Raw genomic sequence first — 18,264 nt, forward strand, 5'->3', positions numbered from 1 at the left:
GGCCGCCAGAACCGCAGTCATCCACAACCCTGTCCTGAAACCTTACTTCGAGCGCTTACGCGCTCGCGGAAAGCCTTATAAAGTCGCCCTCGTGGCCGTCATGCGAAAACTGCTTCTACACTTGCGCGCAATCCTCATCGCGCAAAAACTGCAAACCTCACTTGCATAGAAACACAGTTGCTCGGCGTCTTGGCGTGAGGCCACCTCATTCCTGACCTGCGGCGCCCCAATTTAATTTTATCCGCGAAAATCTGCGTTCATCTGCGGCTAAATATCAGAACCAAACCACAAAAAAAGCGCCGACCCTTCAACAGGATCGGCGCGCTTAAAGATGCGTTGGAAGCTAGAGCCTAGAGTCTAGAGGCTCTTGACGGCTTCGACCACGGCGGCGGCGGTCATGCCGAGCTTCTCCATCACTTGATCGCCAGGGGCGCTGATGCCGAATTGGTTGATGCTGAGCACCTTGCCATCGAGGCCGACATACTTGTACCACAGGCCGCCCACACCGGCTTCGATCGCCACGCGCTTGCGGCAGTCGAGGGGCAGGACTTCGTTGCGGTATTCGGCAGGCTGGCGGTCGAAACGCTCCGTGCTGGGCATGGAGACGACGCGCACGCCGTTGCCGAGTTCCTTGGCGGCGGCCACGGCGTGTTGCAGCTCCGAGCCGGTCGCGATGATGATCTTCTCCAGCTTGCCGGTTTCCTTGATCGCGATGTAGCCACCCTTGAGGGTGCCTTGGCGACGGGCCTCGACGGAGATTTCCTTGAGGTTGGGCAGGTTTTGGCGGGAGAGGATGAGGAAGGTGGGGCCGTCGGGGCGGGCGCAGGCCGAGGCGAAGGCGGCGGCCGTTTCTTCCGGGTCGGCCGGGCGGATCACGTCCACGTTCGGGATCATGCGCAGGCTGCTGGTGATCTCGACCGGTTGGTGCGTCGGGCCGTCTTCACCCACACCCACGGAGTCGTGCGTGAAGATGTGGAAGATCGGCAGGTGCGAGAGGGCGGCCAGGCGCAGGCTGCCGCGCATGTAGTCCGAGAAGGTCAGGAAGGTCGCGCCGGAAGCCAGGTAGAAGCCGTCGTAGCCGAAGCCGTTGACGATGGCGCCCATGGCGTGCTCGCGGATACCGAACTTGAAGTTGCGGCCCAGCGGGTTGCTCGGCTTGTAGTCGCCCTTGCCCTTGATGTAGTTCTTGGTCGAGCCAAAGAGGTCGGCGCTGCCCGTGATGAGGTAGGGCAGGCGGTCGGAGAGGGGCTGGAGCACTTCGCCGCCGGCAGCGCGGGTAGCGAGCTTCTTCGACGGGTCGAACTCGGGGATGGCCTTGAGCAGCTCTTCGGCGGTCGGGCGGGCTGTTGCGGCCATGCTGTCGAGCAGGTCGGCCTTGTCCTTGTTGGCGTCGCGCCAGGCGGTGTAGGTCTTCTGCCAGTCCTGATACTTCTGGATCAGGGCCTTCTTGTGCTCGGCGAAGTAGACGCGGACGTCTTCGCTCACAAAGAAATGGGTGTCCGGCAGGCCGAGACCCTTGCGGGCTTCGTCGGCAAACTTCGCGCCACCTTCACCGTGGGCGTTTTGGGTGCCGGCGACCTGCGGGATGCCGCGGCCGATTTCGGTCTTCGCCACGATGATCTTCGGGCGGCCATTGTCGTCGGCCTTGGCCTTTTCGAAGGCCTTGAGGAAGGCGTTCATGTCGTGGCCGTCGATCTGCACGGCGTCCCAACCCATGGCCTGGTAGAGCTTGACGGGGTCTTCGCTCTGGGTCTCCTTCGCCATGTCGTCGAGGGTGACTTCGTTGGCGTCGTAGATCAGGATCAGGTTGTCGAGGCCGAAGTGGCCGGCAAACGCGCAGGCTTCGCGGGCGACGCCTTCCTGCATGCAGCCGTCACCGAGGAGGCACACGATGTGGTTGTCGACGATCGTATGCTTGTCGGTGTTGAACTGGGCGGCGAGCATCTTGCCGGAGAGGGCGAGGCCGACGGAGTTGCCCACACCTTGGCCGAGCGGGCCGGTAGTGCACTCGACGCCAGGCGTCATGAAGCTCTCGGGGTGGCCCGGAGTGGCGGAGTTCAGTTGGCGGAAATTCTTGACCTGCTCCATGGGCAGCTCAAACCCGGCGAGGTGCAGCCAGGAGTAGAGGAACATGCTGCCGTGGCCGGCGGAGAGCACGAAGCGGTCGCGATTGAGCCACTTCGGCTCGTCGGGGTTGATGTTCAGCGCGTGGCCGAAGAGCACGGCACCGATTTCGGCGCAACCGAGCGGCAGGCCCAAGTGGCCGCTGCTGCAGGCATGAACGGCATCGATGGCGAGACCACGAGCTTGCGTGGCGGCCTTGGAGAGGATATCCGTGGGAAGAGGCATGTTGCTATGTTCCGTAAATGGGGAAATGAGGCAAAGGCCAGCCCAGAATGCCTCCGCTGCGCAAAAACCCGCTAACCTGAGCGTCTTGCGCAACCGCCATGAATATCATTCATGCCTGCGCCTGTCATCATCAGGAAACGACCCTTGCTACGGCAGAGATTGCCGGACCAGCCAGTCGGCTATGTCGGGCACCCACGCTAGGGGCCGGGCGGCAAGGGGCAAGTATTTCGGCGGAAAAGAGCTTACTTGACCGTCAAGGAGCGCGCGACCTGGGGCGCTTCACCCGGAAGGCCTTGCCTTTCCCGCTTGCGCTGTCCGCTGCTCGCAGGCTCAATGCTGCCGCGTGAAGGAAGCGAAATGGTTTTGGTGGAGCCTGCTGGTGTTGACGATCGTGCGCGCGCTGTTCGTGGCGTTCGTGCCGCTTGAGCTGGTGGGCGACGAGGCCTACTACTGGGACTGGGGGCGCCACCTCGACTGGGGCTACTTCAGCAAACCCCCGCTCATCGCCTGGATGATGGGCTTTGCCGGCTGGGTGGGCGGCAATACCGCCGTCGGGCTGCGCCTGGTCGCCGTGGCGCTGGGCAGCCTCACGCTCATTTTTGCCTTCCTGCTCGCGCGCAAGATGTTCGATGCCCGCGTCGCGTTCTGGTCGGCTGCTGCGCTCGCGCTGATGCCCGGCACGGCCGTTGCCAACCTCATCTTGACGATCGATGCGCCCTTGCTGCTCTGCTGGACGGGTGCGCTTTGGGCGACCTGGAGCTGGCAGCGCGCCGGTGCCCGCTTCGACGGCTACTGGCTCGCGATGGTCGGCTTTCTGGCGGTTGGTGCGCTGGCCAAGCAGATGATGCTCGTCTTCCCGCTGATCCTCGTCATCTACCTCGCGCTTTCCCGTGAGACGCGCTCCACGCTGGCCCGCCCTGCGCTCTGGACCGGCATTGTGGCCCAGTACCTCGCCTTGCTGCCCCCGCTTTACTGGAACTGGCAAAACGACTGGATCACCTTCGAGCACACTGCCCACCACTTCGAGACCGACAAGGTAGTGACGCTCGGCAAGCGCCTCGGCTGGCTGGGCGAATTCGTCGGTTCGCAGCTCGGGCTGATGTCGCCGGTGCTCGGCGTGCTGCTGGTCATCGTGCTCATCCGGGTAGTGCGCAACTGGGGTGGGGCGTCCCTCGCGCAGCGCTTCCTCTGGTGCTTTTCCGCCCCGGCGCTCGGCGTCTTCGTGCTCATGTCGCTCCGGCAAGGCATCAACCCCAACTGGCCTGCCGCTTTCTATCCCGCCGCGCTGATCCTGCTCGTTGCCTGCTGGCTGCAGCCCCGCCCGGAGGAGCGCCGTGCCGTTAAAGGCTGGTTCGGAGGCGCGCTCTGGACGGCTTTCGCCTTCACCGCCCTGCTCGTCGCCGCGCCGTTCATCATCCAGTTTACGCTCTCCCAAGGCTGGGAGAAGGATCCGTTTGTGCGGATGCGCGGCTGGAAGCCCTACGCCCAGGCAGTCGACGCCGTGCGCGACGAACTGCCGCAGCCCGATCGCACGTTTTTCTACATCGTCGGCCACCGCTACCACGCCAGCCAACTCGCCTTTCACCTGCCGGAGCAGCCCAAAGTCTTCCACTGGGCAACGCCCGGCCACATCGACAGCCAATACCAGCTTTGGGAAGGCCCGGGAGAGGCCCGTGCGGGCTGGGATGCGCTGATTATCATGGCCGAATTTGGCGACGATGCCCAACCGCCGGCCGAGCTGACCGCGCACTTCCAGTCCGTCGAGCGACTGGAGACGATCCGCATCCCCGTCGGCCCCGTCCGCACGCGCGACTACGTGCTGTTTCTCGGGCGCGGCTGGCAGGAATCCGCTCCCGTCGCCCCTTGAGGTTGACGCCTCGGGCCCGCTTTGTTTGCCTGCCTCTTTCCCGATGGATTCCGCCGCGCCCTCTGCCAATCCCCCTGTTTCGGTGGTCGTTCCCTTCTATAATGAAGAGGAGAACGTCCGCCTCGTCCTGGAAGAGCTGCGTCGCTGCTTGCCCGAGGCGGAAATCATCGCCGTCGACGATGGCAGCAAAGACGGCACGTGGGCAGTGATTTGCTCGATGCCCGATATCCGGGGCCTGCGCCTGACTCAGAATCGCGGCCAAAGCGGGGCCCTCTACGCCGGCTTCCGCCGCGCGCGCGCTCCCCTCTGCGCCATGATGGATGGCGACGGCCAGAACGACCCGGCCGACTTCCCCAAGCTGATCGAGCTGGTGCAGAGCGGGCAGGCCGACGTCGCCGTAGGGCTGCGCGCCAAGCGCAAGGACACCTGGAGCCGCCGCGTCGCCTCCAAGGTTGCCAACCGCATCCGCCGCATGTTCCTCGACGACGGGGTGCGCGACACAGGCTGCGCGCTCAAGGTCTTCAAGAAAGAAGCGGTCGAGCTGCTGGTGCCCTTCAACGGCCTCCACCGCTACCTGCCCGCGATCTTCAAGCACGCGGGCTTGCGCCTGGCCGAGGTGCCGGTCAACCACCGCCCTCGCGAGCACGGCGCCTCCAAGTACACCAACTGGGACCGTGCCCTTCGCGGCATTTACGACCTCGTGGGCGTGGCCTGGCTCCTGCGCCGCAAGATCGTTTACCCCCCGGTCGAGGACACCCTCAAGTCCTGATCGCTCAGCTCCGATAACGACAACATCTCAATGGACAACCCTTTGTTTGACGTGGGAGGGTGGGTCGTCACCCCCTGGAAACTGATTGGCTATACCGGCCTCGTGCTGTTCACCAGCCGCTGGTTTGTGCAGATGTGGGCCTCGCGTAAGGCTCGCAAGCCCACCATGCCCACGCTCTTCTGGATCATGAGCCTCAGCGGCAGCGCCTGCCTGCTCACTTACTTCATCTGGGGGCGCAACGACTCGGTCGGCATCCTCTCCAACGCGTTCCCCGCCACCGTCAGCCTCTACAACCTCTACCTCGACCTGACCAACCGCAAACACCAGCGCCTGCTCTCCATGGAAAAACAGGAAGCCGCGCCCGTGGAAGAGACGCGGTAGGGAAAAGTTGCAGAGAGAGGAGATTACGCACATCCTGTCTTCATGCACCCCGTCGTCGTTGATCCCGAAATTTTGGACGGCTTGCCTGTGATCCGGGGGACCCGCGTTCCCGTACAGGCGCTTTTCGATCATTTGGAGGCTGGCGATTCGCTGGAGGATTTTCTCGAAGACTTCCCTAGCGTAACTCGGGAGCTGGCGGTGGATGTGTTGGAATCTTCGAGACGGTCGCTTGTTGAGAGCATCGCGAGATGAAAGTTCTTTTGGATGAATGTTTGCCTAAGCGTCTGCCCAGACTCCTGCCGGAGCACGAGGTCTGGACGGTTCCACAGCGCGGGTGGTCAGGAATCAAAAACGGTAAGCTGCTGGCGCTCGCAGATTTGGAGTTCGATGTCTTTGTGACGATGGATCGTGGGTTGCCATTTGAGCAGAATCGTAGCGGCCAGAACGTTTCCATTCTCCTGCTGAGGGCGCGTAGCAATCGCTTTGTCGATGTAGAGCCGCTAGGTCCATTCATACTCGAGGCGCTTGATGGTGCAAAGCCGGGATCGTTGGCGGTGATTGGCTAAGTCCTTGCTCAGCCCGCAAAAAGCCCCACCCGCGAGCAGGTGGAGCGTTTGTTCCCGTGTCCGAATCCGGTGAAAGTTACATCTGGTCGAGCTGGGCGGCGGACTTGGGGGAAGCCTTGCCGAGGTTGGGCTTGCCACCGCTGGGCACCATTTCCTCCGTCTTGAAGGTGCCTCGCCCGTCGAAGCTCTTGCCGCTGGACCACTTGCCTTCGGGCACCGGCACGCTGTCGTCCTTGCGGGTGGTGAAGAAGGTGTAGTTGTATTCGTCCAGCTCCTCCTCCTGCGGGAAGCTGTTGGGGATGGGATGGTTCTTGGGCCCGCCGAGCTCTTCCCACGCGGCCATCCACTGGTTTTGGTGCATGGTGTCGCGGGCGACAAGGAAGCGTAGCATATCGCGCATCCCATGGTCGTCCGTCATCTTGTAGAGCTGACAGGCGAGCATCCGCCCGGTGGACTCGGCGGTGGCGTTGGCCAGCATGTCGGCTGCGATATTGCCGCTGGCGTAGACGTGGCTGCAGTTGAAAGGCACGCCCTCGCTGTCGACCGGCATGGCGGCCATCGCGCTGCCGATCACGTGCTGCAGGTTCATGCCTCCCAGCGCGGCGGCGACCATCGGGTCTTTGGCCGCCTTCTCCTGCTCCAGAGGGGCGCCTTCGAGATTAAGGGCGACGGCAGTGGCGAGCATCTCGATGTGGGCCATCTCTTCGGTGCCGGTCTCGAGCAGCATGTCGCGGTATTTGGCGGGGCCGCGGGCGCCCCAAGCTTGGAAGAGATACTGCAGGCACACCCGGATTTCGCCCTGGATGCCACCGATCGCCTGTTGCAGGGCGCGAGCAAAGACTGGATTGGGGCGGTCGACTTTAACGTGGTATTGGAGTTTGCCTCCGTCGTGGTAAAACATGGTGGATGTGAGGTTGAGGTAAGGCTGTGTCGTTCCTGACACCACACCTCTCTTCCACCTGCAGTGCCAATTTAACCGTTCAGCGGCCAATCTGCCCGTTAGCTCTTCCAGCGGAGCGAAATATAAACGTTTGGAATCTGTGGGGCATGTCGGCTCCATCCGGACATCCGCACGATCGCATCACCCACTCTGCATCCCACCGTTTAAAACGGAGAAACGCCCGGGTGCTCGCCCGGGCGTCTCTTAACCTCTCTCAGATATCTCGTTAGTCGCTGCTCTTCTTGGCTCTTGTCGCTCTGTCTATCTTGAAACTGTCGATGCTCTAATTTCGTCAGTTTCTGGTGACAATTAAGAAAACTCTGACGCAAATATCAAACAAAAAGTGTCGAATTATCCTCAGTTTGGCGCGTTATGGCGAGCCTCGCACCCTTACGTCAGTTTTTTCCGGGTTTTGAGTAAACTGCCTCGAATACCCATGATTTCTGTTAAGCCCTTGAGCCAGCGCAGCTAATGAGACGCGGAGTCTGTTTTTTCCCCTGGAGAGGCCGTGCGCTTCGCTTCATGAGCCTGGACGATGCAAATGACGAAGGACAGGCCGATCGACCAGATAAAGGCGTAGAAGGCACCGTTGAAGAGCCCCTTGCGCAGTAAGAATCCTGCGGTGCGCTCCGTGAAAATCAACCCGAACCCGAGGTGAAGGATCGCCCCCAGGAGAGCGCCAGCTGCGACAATCGCGACCACGTAAACCGGGAAGAGCAGAATCGTGAGGCGGGGGTTGCGCTGAAGCCAGCGCGGGGTGGGGACGGACGGCATGGTTAGACGCGGGTGGTGGCGAGGCGGCGGGATTCGCGACGGTAGACGCGCACGACGTTTTGCATCACATCGGTCAGCGTCCGGCCTTCGGCGCAGATGCCGACCCCTGTCTGCATGTAGATCGGCATGCGCTGCTCCAGCAGCTCGCGGATACGGCGGGAGGAGTCTTCGACGTTGAGCAGCGGGCGCTTGTCGCTGGCCATCGTGCGCTGTAGGATCGTCTCCGGCTGGGCAAAGAGGCAGACCACCACGCCCTTGGAGAGCAGCAACTCGCGCATGCCGGTAGGGATCACGAGCCCGCCGCCACACGCCACGACCTGGCCGGAACTCGGGTGTCCGTGCTCAACAAACCAGCGCTCCAGTTCGCGGAAGCGCGGCTCGCCCTCTTCGGCAAAAATACGCGTGATGGGCTTGCCCGCGTGTTCCTCGATTACTGCATCGCTATCGACGAAGTGCAACCCGAGGGCCTTGCTCACGTGTCGGCCCACCGCGCTCTTCCCGACACCCATGAATCCTGTCAGGTACAAGTTGGGAAGGTTACTGGAGGCAGGTCGAGCCATCCCAGTAACACACCGCGTCCCCGCCCGGATGTAAACTGAAAAGCGGGCCGAGACGCGTTCTGGGAGGGGGCCGATCTAGTCGACCCGCAGCAGTGCGCCCTTGAGGTATTCGCTCTCGGGGAAGTTGAGGCGCACCGGGTGGTCGAGCGGCTGGTTGGTCTGGTAGAGGAGCTGCACCTTGCGCCCGGCATCGAGGGCGGCGTCGGCCAGCATGTCCAGAAACAGCTCGCGGCTCACGTGCTGGCTGCAGCTGTAGGTGGCGAGGATGCCACCCGGGCTCAGCATCTGGAGCGCGCGCAGGTTGATCTGCTTGTAGCCGCGCATGGCCCCGGCCACGCTTGCCTTGTTGCGGGCAAAGCTCGGCGGGTCGAGCACGATCAGCTCAAAACGCTCCTTGTTGTTGGCCGTCAACCAGTCGAAGACGTTGGCTTCAACGAATTCCACCCCCAGCTCGTTGCGCTTGGCGTTCTGGCGGGCCTTGACGATCGCCTCGCCACTGCTGTCGATGCCGATGACTTCGCGCGCGCCGGCGGCGGCACACTGGAGGCCAAACGCGCCTTGGTTGCAAAAGGCGTCCAGCACGCGCCAGTCGTCCGCCAGCGAGGCCACCTTCACGTGCTCCTGACGCTGGTCGAGGTAAAAGCCCGTCTTGTGGCTGCCCTCGAGGTCGAGGTGATACTTCAGCCCGTAGATCTCGTGCCAATCCGGCTCCAGCTTCTTGCCGCTGAGCGTGCGCACCTCCTGCGTCAACCCCTCCAGCTGGCGGGCCGGGGCATCGTTGCGAAAGAGGATCTCGCTCGGCTCCAGCAAGGCCTGCAACTGCTCGGCAATCATCGGCAGCGAGGCATCGACCCCTGCCGTTTGCGCCTGCACCACCAGCACCTCGCCATATTGGTCCACGATCAGGCCCGGCAGGTCGTCGGCCTCACTCCAGACCACGCGGCGGTAGGGCTCTTCGTCGCGATTTTCGACTGCGCGCTGCAAGGCTGCCTGCAGGTAAGCCTCGTCCCACGCCACCTTGCGGGTGGAGTAGCGGCGCCAGGTGATCTGACTGCGCCCGTTGTAAAGGCCCATGCCCAGCGAGCGGCCGCGGCTGTCTTCCAGCTCCACCGCCTGCCCGTTGAACGACTCCGGCAGGAGGGATTCCAATTCGTTGCTGTAGACCCACGGGTGCCCGCGCAAAACCCGGGCCCGCTTTGCCGCCGCTTTCAGACGCAGTTTACTCATCCCGCCCAGCATGGGCACGAAACCGACGCCCGCTCAAGCGCAATTACAGCCCGCAGCGTCTCAGCGTTCTTTTGGCAACGCGTTTAGCTCGTCCAGAACGACGATTTGCCCTTTGGAGCTGAATCCAACGACCAGCTCGTATCGCCCGTCTTCGGTGGTCACGACAAAGGTCGGTTCCTCAATGTCGAAGCTGGTGTAGGGCCACCAACGTGTCATTTGTTGGGTGGAAAAAGCGGTTATGGCAAAGTTGCCTCCAGCCGTTGCCGTATTGAAGAACGCTTCCGCGATGGCTTGGGCCTGCTCCGCCCCTTGGACAAGGACGCCTTCGCGGCCCTTGGCAGAGGGGTTACCAGGGTCCCGGATCTCCATGACGGCGAGGCCCTCACTCTTTTCCGCGCCATGATCTTGCAGTGCGCTCCATGCGCCCGGGTTTACAAAGACAATGTCGCCCACCACGCTGGGATCACGGTTTTCGATGGCCGAGCGCAGCCGCTGGGCGGCCTCATTTACGACGGCGTCGTCCGCCACCACATAGCGCACCCGTGCGGGAATGGCCCCCGGTCGTAGATCCGGGCTGCGTCCTTCCATTGCTGGCAGGGCACTGCCTTGCGTGTAGACGGGGCGGTTGTCTCCGCCGGTAGAGGTGGTGGCGCAGCCAGCAAGCAGAAGCGCGCCGAAAAGCAGGGCGGGGTAAGCAGCAGGAGTCACGTATGGATCCTGAGACTGTAAAACGTGATCTGCAAGACCTGAGTCCTGCGCTTCTTCACGTCACTCACGCCGGCTTCGACGCTCGCCAGGTCATCCAGATGGCGAGGGCGACCATGAGGATGTTGGGCACGGCGGCGGCCATCAGGGGGCTGAGGGCTCCACCGGCGAGCAGGCGGCAGATGACGGCGGCCACGATGTAGACCAGCAGCAGGCCCGCGCTTTTGGAGATCCCAATGAAAGGGTTCGTACGCACTCCGCTGAGGGCAAAGGGCACCGTGAGGCCCACCACGATGAGGCAGCGCAGGGGGTTGAAGAGGATCGACCAGTATTGCACCTGGTAGGGGATCACGCGCACGTCCTCGTCGGCCTCCAGAAAGCCCAGCAGGCGCGAGAGCTGGAAGAACGAGAGGTCCTTCGGTTTCTTTTCGAGGAACTTCATCAAGTCGGGCTGCTCGTCGAGCTGCATGAACTCACGCTCGCCGAAGGCCTGGCTGCGGATGGCTTCGCCCGTCTCGGGGAGGAACTCGGTGATGCGCCCCTCCTGCAGCACCCAGCGCTGCGTCAGATCGTCGTAATAGCCTTGGTTGGCGGCGATGCGCTCGGTCTCCCGCTGCGCGCCGTTGAGCTGCGAGATCGTGACCCCGTAGGCGCGGTAGTTGTATTCGTTGAAGCGGTTGATGAACCAGAGCCGCCCCTCGTCTTCGTTGTAGAAAGTGAGGTTGTAGAGCAGGCCGATGTCTTCCTCGTCGATTTGCTGCTGCCGGGCGGCCTCGTATTTGAGGTTGCTCATGGTCAGGCGCGATTGCTCGACCGACCAAGGCACCACCTCGGCATTGAGCACAAAGACGGTGGCGGTGAGAAACGCGCCCATCACCCAGAGGCTGCGCGAGATGTCCCACACGCTGAAGCCGGCGGCGCGCATGGCGGTCGTCTCTTGACGGCGGTGCAGGTCGCCCAGGCTGTAGAGGATCGAGATGGCGAGCGAGATGGGGATGACGGTGGGTAAGGTCGAGGGCAGCACCACCGCGAAGTAGGTCATCACCTCGTTCCAGTCGGCCCCCATGCCGCGCAGGTTATCGAGCTTGTTCTGCACCAGGGCGAGCAGTTGCAGGCCCACCAGCGAGATGAGCGTCATGGCAAACACGACCGCCCACTCGCGCAATATGTATCGATCCAGCCGCCGCATGTCTGGCCCTAATGAAGGTCAGGCAAAGGGCGGCTGGCAAGGCTCATTCGTCAGAGGCGCGCCATCAGCTGCCACGGTCATGCTCGCGCTTCAGCTCGGGCAGGAACACGGTGAGGATGCCGAGCAGCGGCAGGTAGGCGCAGAAGTTGAAGACGAGGCTGATGCCGTAGAGGTCGGCCACCTTGCCCAGCACCGCCGACGCGATGCCTGCCGTGCCGAAGGCCAGCCCGAAGAACAGGCCCGCCACCATGCCCACGTTGCCCGGCACCAGCTCTTGTGCATAAACCAGGATCGCGGAAAAGGCCGAGGCCAGGATGATGCCGATGAACACGCTGAGCACAGCGGTCGTCACCAGGCCCACATGGGGCAGGGCGAGCGAAAAGGGTGCCACGCCGAGGATGGAGAACCAGATCACACGCTTGCGGCCGATCCAGTCGCCCACCGGCCCGCCGATGATCGTGCCCGCCGCCACGGCCGCCAGCAGCAGGAACAAGTAGAGCTGCGAGGCTGGCACCGACAGGTCGAAACGGTCCATCAGGTAAAACGTGTAGTAGTTGGTCAACGAAGCCAGGTAGATGTACTTCGAGAAGATCAGCATCACCAGCACGCCCATTGCGAGCACCACGGTGCGCCGCGGGTAGGCGGGCTTGGTCGTGGCGTTCACGACTTTCTTGGCCGGGGCGCGGTGGCGGTTGTCGCGGTGCCAGATGGCGACGCGCGTCAGCACAAACACGCCCAGCATCGCCAGCACGGAAAAGCCGAGGATCGAGCCTTGCCCATGCGGCACCACAATCAGGGCGGCGAGCACGGGGCCGATGGCACTGCCCGCATTGCCGCCCACTTGGAAAAGCGATTGCGCCAGCCCGCGACGCTTGCCTGCCGCGAGGTGGGCGATGCGCGAAGCTTCCGGGTGAAACACGGCCGAGCCTGCCCCGATGAACATCGAGGAGATCAGGATGCTGTGGAAGTCACGCGAAAAGCTGATGCCGACGAGGCCCAGCAGCGTCACCGTCATCCCCACCGGCAGGCAAAACGGCATGAAGCGGCGGTCGAGCGCGAGCCCCACCAAGGGCTGCAGGAGCGAGGCGGTGACTTGAAACGACAGCGTAATGAGCCCCAGCTGTGAAAAGCTGAGCTGATACGACTCCTTCAGGATCGGGTAGATCGAGGGGAGCAGGGCCTGGATCGTGTCGTTGAGCAGGTGCGAAAAGCTGATCGCCACCAGCACCGCAAAGACGGTGTTCTGGGCCACCTTCGCCGGTTCGAGCGGGGAGCCGACCGGAGGAGGGGGCACGGCGCTTGGACGCACTGCCGTGATGTTCGCAGACTCGGACATAAGGCGGCCCAGTATCTCCGAATGGCGCTGTCTCAGCAAATCCGCTACTTGGTGCTATTGCGTCCCAAAATGGTATTTTTCTCGGATTTGTTCGCGGAAGCGGCTGGGGCTGCAGCTTTCGTAGCGCCGGAAGAAGCGCCCGAAGTAGGACGGGTCCTTGAAGCCCAGCTCGTAGGCGATCTCCGCCGCCGTCAGCTCGGAATGCAGCAGTAGGCGCTTGGCCTCCAAAAGCTTGCGCTGCCGTAGGTGCTCGCCCGCTGGTTGCCCCGTCACCTCCGCCACCACGTCGTTGAGGTGGTTTGCGGTTACGCCGAGGGCGCGCGCGTAGGGGGAGAGTTGAGCCCATGTGCGGTAGTGGCGCTCCACCTCCAGCTGGAAGTAGCGGACGAGAGTCGTGCTCTGGTGGCGGCTCTTGGACACCGGGTAAACCAGCGTGCGGATGCGGGCCGAGCGGACCAGGATCAGCCGCAGCAGGGCCCGGATCGCTTCCGCCGCGCCCGCCTGAGAGCGATCATATTCGATTTGCAACTGCTGGAAGAGGTAACGCAGTACGGGCACATCGGCCGGGGGCAGCGCCATCCAGGGGAAGCCTTCGCTGACGTAGAACACCGGCAGCTCCAGCAAAAAGCCGGTCGAAGTCTCACGCCCCTCGAAAAACTCGCGCGTAAACGAGATCGTGGTGCCGTCGAGCTGCGGCGTGGTCCGCATGGTGTGGACTTCGCCGGGGCTGACGAACAGCAAGTGGTCTCCGTCGACCTCCTGCTCGCGGAAGTCGTGCATCACCGTGCACGGCCCATGGATCAGGTTGAGCTGAAAGTAGCTGTGGTAGTGCGGTTGCAACCGTTCCGGCTCCCTCCGCAGCGACTCCTGCAGCGAGACGGCGACGAAGCCCTGCTCACGCAGGCTCGCCCCCGCATCGGCCAACAAGCCGAGGTGGGGCACCGCACGTCTGCTCGCGGAGGTTGCCATCCCCACAAGCTGTACGTTTTGTGGCGCCGACGCCAGCTTTGGCAGACGCGCAAGGCCGCTCCCCCTGATGGAGCGGCCTTGCTGTCTATGTTCTGGTTCCTGTTTGTAGGTCTCTAACTTGAGAGCAGCAGAGAGCAGGCGCGGGCTCTGTTTCAGCTTAGTTGGATGATTTGGTCATCATCCCCATTCATTCCCCAATTGGCTCTAAATTCGTTTTCATGGAGAGAGCGGTTGAGGTTCCGATGCTCCCCTCTGATTGCACGCTGAGTACCAATCCTTTTGGATTGAGCTTATCCTCTTGATAGCGAGTGGCTAAGGCTAGGGCTTCGCTCTGTGTGGCGCTGCCGATGCCTGCTGCAGGTGGGAAATATCTCCCGGCACGGGCCTGCCGCTCCTGGGGTTGCTGGGGAAGATTTCCGAACCTCTCAGGTCAGCCCCTGGTGGCGGCAAAGCTCGGCGTAGAGAGCGTTGGACTGCTGCAGCTTGCGGTGGGTGCCGATGGCGACGATGCGACCCTTGTCCATTACCACAATGCGGTCGGCATCCATGATCGTGGCGAGCCGGTGGGCGACGGTGATCGAGGTGCGCCCCTTGAGCAGGCGCTGCATGGCGTCCTTGATCCGGTGCTCCGAGGCGGCATCGAGCGCGCTGGTGGGCTCGTCGAGCAGGAGCAAGGGCGGGTCTTTGAGGAAGGTGCGGGCAATGGCCAGCCGCTGCTTTTGCCCGCCGGAGAGCTTGGCCCCGCGCTCACCCAGCACGGATTCGAGGCCGCGCGGCAAATCGCGCACAAAGTCGGCGGCGTTGGCTGCCTCCAATGCCTTCCACATTTGCTCAGGGGACGCATCGGGGCGGGCGAGTCGCAGGTTGTCGGCGATGGTGCCGGCAAAGAACAGGCTCTCCTGCATCACCAGCCCCAGACGGGCGCGCAAGTCGCTCTGGAGTGCGTGGCGGATGTCGAGGCCGTCGATCAGCACCGCCCCGCTGTCGGGGTCGTAAAACCGCATCAGTAGCTGGATGAGGGTGCTTTTGCCTGCGCCGCTGGGGCCGACCAAGGCCACGTTTTCGCCCGGCGCGATCTGGAGATTCACATCGTGCAGCACGGGGCCTTCTTCCTCCTCCGCCACGGGGTAGCGAAAGTGGATCCCGCGAAATTCCACCGCGCCGCGCACCGGGCTGGGGAAGGCCTGTGGGGCGTCTGGGTCTTTGACCAACGGGCTTTCAGCAAAGAAGGCGAGCAGGCGGTCGACGGCCGCCGTCGCGCTCATCAGCACGGCAAACGACATCACCAGCCCCTGCACGACCCCCGCCAGTTGCATCCAGTAGCCCCAGAACGCCACCAGATCGCCGCTCTTCAGCGTGCCCTGCACGATCAGGTAGGTGCCGAAAAACAGGATCACGAACGGTGCGCCAAACTTGGTAAAAGTCTGCATCCCATCGGTAAAGACGTGCTGATACCACGTCACTTTCTCGCGCCGCTTCAGCAGGCTGTCCGACTTTTGGCGCACGCGGTCTTCGGCATGGTCTTCCCGCGAAAATGCCTTTACCAGGCCCACGAGCCCCACGTATTCGGTGATGGTGGCGGAGGCCTCGCCCGAAGCGTCGCGCACGCTGCGGTTCCAACGGCGCAGGCGGGGCATGGCCAGCACGCTTGCGTAGGCCACGACCAACAGCATCAGCAGGCACACGAGCGCCAGCCGCCAGTCGATTGCAAACATGAAGATGAGCGACGAGATGAGCAGGGGCGGGCACCAGATGATGGCCGCGAAGGGCCCGATCGCCTGCGACACGCTGTCGAGGTCGCCATTGAGCCGCGCATTGATCTCGCCCACCTGATAGCGGTGAAAAAAGTCGACCGAGAGCCCCTGGATGTGCCGGTAGAGCTCGACCTGCAGGTTACGGCAAAAGCGCATTGCCGCGAGGTTGAACAGCACATGGAAGAAATAGGCGCTAGGCAGGAATACGCATATGATGGCGACCCCCGCCCACACCGTCGGCCAAAGGTCGTGGGCGACAAAAGCCGACGCGTCGGTCTCGACCCCGTTGAGCACTCGCCGGAAGAAAAGCGGGATGGAGGAGTGCCCCAGTGCATCGACCAAGCCGAGCAGTGCCCCGGCTACGAAGATGTGCCGACTCCCGGCCATGAAGCGGCTCAGGTTGCGCCACGAGGTACGGACATGCGTAGGAGCAGACATACGAGAGCGATCGGAACGACTGTCTTCGATAGAACATCGGGCAGGCCCTGTCCATCCCGCTCTGGTGTATGGCCGGTTATTCCAAGCTTTTGCCGATGATTCGGAAGTATGGCTGCAATAAACTTTGATTAATCAAAATTGACAATTTGAAAACTGTACGAATCCCTTTCGAGGCATTCCGGTTCGTGCCGAGCCGGGCGTGCTTTTCGAAATATGACGATCCGACACCGCCTCTTTTCCTCTCTGCTCACGCTGCCGCTGCCGTTGCTGGCTCAGGACACCGCGCCTGCCGACCGATTCTTCGAGCTCGACCCGCAAGTGGTCACGGGCACCCGCACGGTGCACCGCCTCAGCGAGTCGCCCGTGCGCACCGAAGTCGTGCTGCCGCACCAGCTCCAGTTGGCGGGGGCCTGCAATTTTGGCGACGCCATCGAGCTACTGCCGGGCGTGCGCGTCGAAAACAACTGCCAGAATTGCGGCACCTCCGACGTGCTGCTGCTCGGTCTCGAAGGCAAATACGCTGCCGTGCTCTTCGACGGATTGCCGCTCTACTCCGGGCTGGCCTCGGTCTACGGGCTCGACCAGATCCCCGCCGTCTTCATCGACCGCATCGAAGTAGTGAAGGGCGGGGGCTCGGCGGTTTACGGCAGCGGCGCAGTAGGTGGCGTGGTCAACATCATCGGCCACCGCGCAGTCGATACCGGCGGCCTGATTGAGCTGCGCTACGACAGCGTCAAAGGCGAGCCGGGCACGCAGGTCAGCGCATTGGGCGACTACCTGAGCGACGATGGCCGCCTTGCGTTCAGCGCATACGGGCAGGCGCTACGGCAGGATCCGGTGGACCTCAACGGCGACGGCTTCAGCGACTTGACCAAACGCGACCTGCAAGTCTTCGGCTTCCGTGCCTCGCAAGAGCTGGGGCAGGGCACCCTGCAGCTCGATTACAACCGCACGAGCGAGTTCCGGCGCGGTGGCAACAAATTCGACCTGCCCGACAACCTCGCCGACATCTCCGAACGCGTCGATACCTCCCGCGACGCGGGCACTATCGCCTGGCAGGCCACCGTTGACTCCGACCTTTCTTATCACGCAGCCGCGGGCTTCTCTTATATCGACCGCGAGACCTTTTACGGCGGGCTCTTCGGCAACGCCGCCAACGCGCCGCTCGTGCCGGAGTCGACCCCCGGCGCGGGCGACAACGACCAGCTCTTCCTCGACCGCGGCTACCAGACCTACGGCCAAGTGGCGCAAGACCAGTTCGGCTTTACCCAAAACTGGGTCTACCACGCCGAGGCGCAGGTCGACTACGGCTGGGGCGAGCACCTGACCAGCTTGGGCCTGCAATACAGCTATGAGAAGATCGACGACATCGTGCCGGTCAGCACCTTTGTGGTCGATTACCCCGTGGCACCCGAAATCGCCGATGGCAACACGGTGGGTGTGTTTGTCCAGGACGACTGGCATTTCTCCGAGGGCTGGGAACTGGTGCTGGGCCTGCGGGCTGATAAGAGTTCCGAACTCGACCAGGCCATTCTGTCGCCCCGCGTCAACCTGCGCTGGGAGGCGAGCAACGAATGGGTCTTCCGGGCGGCCTTTGGCACCGGCTACCGCGCGCCGGAGTTTTTCGACGAAGACCTGCACATCGAGTTGATCGCGGGCGAGCGAGCCCAGACCCGACAAGCCGAAGATCTCAAGGAAGAGCGTTCCTACAGCGGCCTGCTCAGCGCCGTCTGGAATCCCGCCATTGCCGCCGGCCGCCTGACGGTGGAGGCGAACGCCTTTTACACCGCGCTCGATGGCACCTTCACCACGTCCGAGATCCAGACCGACCCGTCTTCCGGCGAAGCCTTCCGCCTGCGTTACAACGGGCCCGATGCGGAGGTCGGCGGGTTGGAATTTAACGTAGGGGCCCTGCCGCTGGAAAACCTGCGCGTCGACCTCGGCTACGTCTTCCAGTTCGCCCGCTACAAGGATGATGTTGTGCTCTTCGACGACGGCGCGGGGCATGTGGTGACGGAAGACGACTTCCTCGAAACGCCCACCCACTACGGCGTCATTCAGCTTACCTATACCAATCCGGCAGCCGTCGATGTAGCGGTGAGCGCGATCTACACCGGCAGCATGAAGCAGATCAACGAGCGCACCGGCATCCTCAACGACGAGACCGACCGCTTCCTCGTCTGGAACGCCAGCCTCTCCCGCACGTTCAACTGGCAGGGCTACCCGGCGCTGACCTTGACCGCTGGCGTAAAGAACCTCTTCGACGAGCGCCAAGGCGACCTGGAGACGGGCGTCGATCGTGACCCTTACTACCTCTACGGCCCGCGCACGCCGCGCACGTGGTATATCTCCGGGCGTTTGAACTTCTGATTGAGGACCATTCGGCGGTGCAAGGGAACCGTTCATATCGTCCGATCAGGATGAAATGATATTTTCCCCT

At 62.9% G+C, this 18,264-nt stretch carries 17 protein-coding genes; 7 read left to right on the forward strand and 10 right to left on the reverse strand.

The annotated features are described in order from the left end of the window. A partial coding sequence (locus Q7P63_06600) for an IS110 family transposase (protein MDP0499755.1) occupies nucleotides 1-169 on the forward strand: 169 nt, incomplete at its 5' end. Nucleotides 170-357: 188 nt separating this feature from the next. Here the strand turns inward: Q7P63_06600 and tkt are convergent. Next, nucleotides 358-2,349: a transketolase gene (tkt, locus tag Q7P63_06605; protein ID MDP0499756.1), complete on the reverse strand. Its 1,992-nt coding sequence runs from the start codon at nucleotides 2,347-2,349 to the stop codon at nucleotides 358-360. 343 nt (nucleotides 2,350-2,692) lie between these two features. Between tkt and Q7P63_06610 the strand changes: the two genes are divergently transcribed. Genes Q7P63_06610 through Q7P63_06630 form a run of 5 tightly spaced genes read left to right on the forward strand, consistent with a single transcriptional unit; the run spans nucleotide 2,693 to nucleotide 5,932 of the window. Further along, nucleotides 2,693-4,216 (forward strand): glycosyltransferase family 39 protein, encoded by a 1,524-nt coding sequence (locus Q7P63_06610; GenBank protein ID MDP0499757.1) that lies wholly within the window; start codon nucleotides 2,693-2,695, stop codon nucleotides 4,214-4,216. 43 nt (nucleotides 4,217-4,259) lie between these two features. Beyond that, nucleotides 4,260-4,985 carry a glycosyltransferase family 2 protein gene (locus tag Q7P63_06615; GenBank protein ID MDP0499758.1) on the forward strand — a complete coding sequence of 242 codons (726 nt, stop codon included), beginning with the start codon at nucleotides 4,260-4,262 and terminating at the stop codon, nucleotides 4,983-4,985. Between the two features lie 30 nt (nucleotides 4,986-5,015). Next, the gene (locus tag Q7P63_06620) at nucleotides 5,016-5,366 is read left to right on the forward strand and encodes a lipid-A-disaccharide synthase N-terminal domain-containing protein (GenBank protein ID MDP0499759.1); all 351 of its coding nucleotides are present in this window, start codon (nucleotides 5,016-5,018) and stop codon (nucleotides 5,364-5,366) included. Nucleotides 5,367-5,408: 42 nt separating this feature from the next. After that, nucleotides 5,409-5,618, forward strand: a complete 210-nt coding sequence (locus Q7P63_06625) for a DUF433 domain-containing protein (protein MDP0499760.1) — start codon at nucleotides 5,409-5,411, stop codon at nucleotides 5,616-5,618. Next, nucleotides 5,615-5,932 (forward strand): DUF5615 family PIN-like protein, encoded by a 318-nt coding sequence (locus Q7P63_06630; protein ID MDP0499761.1) that lies wholly within the window; start codon nucleotides 5,615-5,617, stop codon nucleotides 5,930-5,932. The genes Q7P63_06625 and Q7P63_06630 overlap by 4 nt, the downstream gene beginning before the upstream one ends. Nucleotides 5,933-6,008: 76 nt before the next feature. Here the strand turns inward: Q7P63_06630 and Q7P63_06635 are convergent, their stop codons facing one another. The 9 genes from Q7P63_06635 to Q7P63_06675 all read right to left on the reverse strand — a co-directional run bounded on the left by Q7P63_06635 (nucleotide 6,009) and on the right by Q7P63_06675 (nucleotide 15,824). Beyond that, entirely contained in the window at nucleotides 6,009-6,833 is an 825-nt protein-coding gene (locus tag Q7P63_06635; protein ID MDP0499762.1) for a manganese catalase family protein, read from the reverse strand. Between the two features lie 507 nt (nucleotides 6,834-7,340). Next, nucleotides 7,341-7,646, reverse strand: a complete 306-nt coding sequence (locus Q7P63_06640; GenBank protein MDP0499763.1) for a hypothetical protein — start codon at nucleotides 7,644-7,646, stop codon at nucleotides 7,341-7,343. Between the two features lie 2 nt (nucleotides 7,647-7,648). Continuing rightward, nucleotides 7,649-8,155 (reverse strand): shikimate kinase, encoded by a 507-nt coding sequence (locus Q7P63_06645; protein ID MDP0499764.1) that lies wholly within the window; start codon nucleotides 8,153-8,155, stop codon nucleotides 7,649-7,651. A gap of 126 nt (nucleotides 8,156-8,281) precedes the next feature. Then, a complete protein-coding gene (locus Q7P63_06650) occupies nucleotides 8,282-9,433 on the reverse strand; it encodes a class I SAM-dependent rRNA methyltransferase (protein MDP0499765.1) in 1,152 nt (383 codons plus the stop codon). Nucleotides 9,434-9,493: 60 nt separating this feature from the next. Further along, nucleotides 9,494-10,141, reverse strand: coding sequence for a hypothetical protein (locus Q7P63_06655; GenBank protein ID MDP0499766.1), 648 nt, complete (start codon nucleotides 10,139-10,141; stop codon nucleotides 9,494-9,496). Nucleotides 10,142-10,205: 64 nt separating this feature from the next. Then, nucleotides 10,206-11,327, reverse strand: a complete 1,122-nt coding sequence (locus Q7P63_06660) for an LptF/LptG family permease (protein ID MDP0499767.1) — start codon at nucleotides 11,325-11,327, stop codon at nucleotides 10,206-10,208. 64 nt (nucleotides 11,328-11,391) lie between these two features. Continuing rightward, nucleotides 11,392-12,663 (reverse strand): MFS transporter, encoded by a 1,272-nt coding sequence (locus Q7P63_06665; GenBank protein MDP0499768.1) that lies wholly within the window; start codon nucleotides 12,661-12,663, stop codon nucleotides 11,392-11,394. A gap of 54 nt (nucleotides 12,664-12,717) precedes the next feature. Then, complete coding sequence (locus Q7P63_06670) at nucleotides 12,718-13,632, reverse strand: helix-turn-helix domain-containing protein (GenBank protein MDP0499769.1); 915 nt, start codon at nucleotides 13,630-13,632, stop codon at nucleotides 12,718-12,720. Between the two features lie 425 nt (nucleotides 13,633-14,057). Continuing rightward, nucleotides 14,058-15,824 carry an ABC transporter ATP-binding protein gene (locus Q7P63_06675; protein ID MDP0499770.1) on the reverse strand — a complete coding sequence of 589 codons (1,767 nt, stop codon included), beginning with the start codon at nucleotides 15,822-15,824 and terminating at the stop codon, nucleotides 14,058-14,060. Nucleotides 15,825-16,037: 213 nt separating this feature from the next. Here Q7P63_06675 and Q7P63_06680 point away from each other — a divergent pair, with 213 nt between their 5' ends. Continuing rightward, nucleotides 16,038-18,194 (forward strand): TonB-dependent receptor, encoded by a 2,157-nt coding sequence (locus Q7P63_06680; GenBank protein MDP0499771.1) that lies wholly within the window; start codon nucleotides 16,038-16,040, stop codon nucleotides 18,192-18,194. The last annotated feature ends 70 nt before the right edge of the window (nucleotides 18,195-18,264 follow it).

It is taken from the genome of Verrucomicrobiota bacterium JB022, assembly GCA_030673845.1.
GTDB lineage: Bacteria > Verrucomicrobiota > Verrucomicrobiia > Opitutales > Oceanipulchritudinaceae > WOUP01.